The following is a 2,353-nucleotide window of genomic DNA, read 5'->3' as shown; positions in this document are numbered from 1 at the left end:
TTCCAGACCGATCCCGACCCGTTGCTGTGGTTCCCGCTCGAGAATGGCGAGCTTGGCGGTTACACCCACCAGCCGAGCCAGGAGGTGCGCGGCATGCACCGGCATCGCCTCGGCGGCAGCGTCAGCGGGGCGGGCCCCGATGGTTCAAATTGGGCTGATGTCGAAAGCGCTGCGGTCACCCCCGGCCAGGACGGCAATGACGACCTCTGGCTGATCGTGAAGCGCAGCATTGGCGGCGTGACCAGGCGCTACATCGAAATCAAGACCGCGCCGTTCGAATACGGCGCCATCGGGGACGCCTTCGAGGTCGATTGCGGCCTGACCTACACGGGTCTTGCGGTCACCACGGTGGGCGGCGCCATGCATCTCGCCGGCCAGTCCGTCGATGTTCTCGCCGATGGAAAAGTCTATCGCGGCCTGACCGTCAGCGGCGGCGGCACCGTCACGCTGCCGGGCGGTTCTACCGCCGCCAAATGGCAGCTTGGCCTGCCCTATGCTGCGGGCGCCGACACGCTGGAGCTCGATGTCGGCGGCCGCGACGGCTCCATCATCGGCCGCCGCAAGAAGGTGGCGAAAGTGATCCTGTCGCTGCTGGAGACCGACACCACGGGGCTTCAAGTCCAGTCCTTGATGCGCGGCCGCTGGGAGCCGGTGCGCATGCCCTCGATCGTTGCGCCGGACGGGCGGGCAACGCTGTTCACCGGCAATGTCGAGGTGCCGATCGACGACAGCTGGGAAGGGCAGGGCCGCGTGAGGATCCGCCACATCAACCCGACGCCCTGTACGATCAGGGCATTTACGCCGGTGTTTGACGCGGAGCCGTAACTAATCTCCCCCCTCGAGGGGAGATGTCGCCGAAGGCGACAGAGGGGGTAGGTACGATGGGACGCGACCTCCCACGTTGAAAAAGAGGATGCCGGCGCTCACGCGGGACGCCGACCTTCATCTGCCGCAGAAGGTCGCATCCGGTCGTACCGACCCCCTCTGGCCTGCCGGCCATCTCCCCCTCGAGGGGGAGATAACCCTCTGCCCGCCCGCACTCCATCCACAAGGACACTCCTCCCATGACATCCCTCCATGCCGAAATCCTCGGCAGGGCGCGGACGGCTGCCGAATTCGCCGCCGTCATCGCCATGCTCGATACCGACCTCAACGACGCGCTTCACTGCAGAGCCGAACTGGCACAAGCCGAGGACCGCGCGGTCTTCGGCGATGGCGACCTGGCCGCCGCGCGTGCCGCGCTGGACGATTGCAACGAGCAGATCGGGCTGCTGGAAAAGATCATCGTCGCTGCCGGCAAATGCCGTGCGGAGGCCGCTCGGAGCGAAGCGCGGGCCGACATTTCCGCGCTTGGCGACGAGATCAACGCCAAAGCTGCAACGCTTGGCGAGCGCTGGCGCAGCGCCCGCCGGCTGGTCGAGCTTCTGCGCCAGGAATTGTTCGAGGCCGATGCGCTCGCCCGCACCATTGCCACCGCCAACGGCCTGTTCGATGCCGCCGGCGTCGCCGAGCTGAAGATCAACCTGATCACCACCCGCCGCGCCGCTATGGCCGGCCCGCGGGCCGCTGCCCCGGCCCGTCTCAGCCGGCCGGCGCTGCAGGCCGACAGGCTGCTTGTGTCGTTCCTCACCCCCGGCGGTGTGCTCGACCCGCGCCCGGCGCTCGGCGCGCCGGTGGACGGCGTCAAAAGCAAATTCATTCCCGCAACCACCTCCTTTGGCGAACGAGGCTGAACCATGTGCACACTTGCCCTTATCGGCACCGCCCTTTCCGTTGGCGGCGCGCTGGTCGAAGGCCAGCAGTCGAAGCAGATGGCCGACTATCAGGCCAAGGCCTACGGACAGCAGGCGCAGGCCGAGGCGCAGAGTTCCGCCTTCGAACAGACCCAGGAGCGCCACAAACAGGATCTCCTGCTGGGCCAGGCGCGCGCCCAGGCCGGCGCCTCGGGCGTCGGCATATCAGGCTCGCCGACCGAGGTGCTGGCCGCCAATGCCAGGCAGGGCCAGCTCGACCTCGACGCGATCCGGTACAGCTCGCAGCTGCGCCAGAACAATCTCAACAGCCAGGCCGCACTCTCGCGCTTCTCCGGCAAGCAGGCGGCGACGGCATCGATCTTTAACGCCGGCAGCGCGCTCGTTGGCGGCCTATCCAAAATCTACGACCCGACCAAGGCCGTGAGCCTCGGCGGTTCTGCATTTTCGCCTCGGGCGAGCGCGGCCATAGCCCGCGGCTATTCGGGGCTCTACTGAAATGGTCCACATCATCCCCCTTTCCATTGGCCAGCGCCGGCTCGATACCGGCAACGCGCCGCAATATCCGCAGGGATCGCCGATTGGCGGCGCCATGCAAGGGC

2 protein-coding genes and 1 pseudogene are annotated in these 2,353 nt (G+C 67.2%); all 3 read left to right on the top strand.

Annotated elements, in window-relative coordinates:
• Positions 1 to 825, top strand: a pseudogene (locus EOD15_RS32925) (hypothetical protein); the annotation flags it as partial.
• A 239-nt stretch (positions 826 to 1,064) separates the two neighbouring features.
• A complete protein-coding gene (locus tag EOD15_RS32920) occupies positions 1,065 to 1,733 on the top strand; it encodes a hypothetical protein (protein ID WP_127321106.1) in 669 nt (222 codons plus the stop codon).
• 3 nt (positions 1,734 to 1,736) lie between these two features.
• On the top strand, positions 1,737 to 2,249 hold the full coding sequence (locus tag EOD15_RS32915; RefSeq protein WP_127321107.1) for a hypothetical protein: 513 nt from the start codon (positions 1,737 to 1,739) through the stop codon (positions 2,247 to 2,249).
• Positions 2,250 to 2,353 lie beyond the last annotated feature (104 nt).

The sequence above is a fragment of the Mesorhizobium sp. M7A.T.Ca.US.000.02.2.1 genome (genome assembly GCF_003996995.1).
Lineage (GTDB): Bacteria > Pseudomonadota > Alphaproteobacteria > Rhizobiales > Rhizobiaceae > Mesorhizobium.
The sequence above is the reverse complement of the archived record's forward strand: the minus strand, read 5'-3'. Positions and strand labels throughout refer to the sequence as shown.

Bases quoted from the DNA above. Each gene is read 5' to 3' on its own strand.
- EOD15_RS32920 (WP_127321106.1), top strand. From the start codon at position 1,065: ATGACATCCCTCCATGCCGAAATCCTCGGCAGGGCGCGGACGGCTGCC.
- EOD15_RS32915 (WP_127321107.1), top strand. From the start codon at position 1,737: ATGTGCACACTTGCCCTTATCGGCACCGCCCTTTCCGTTGGCGGCGCG.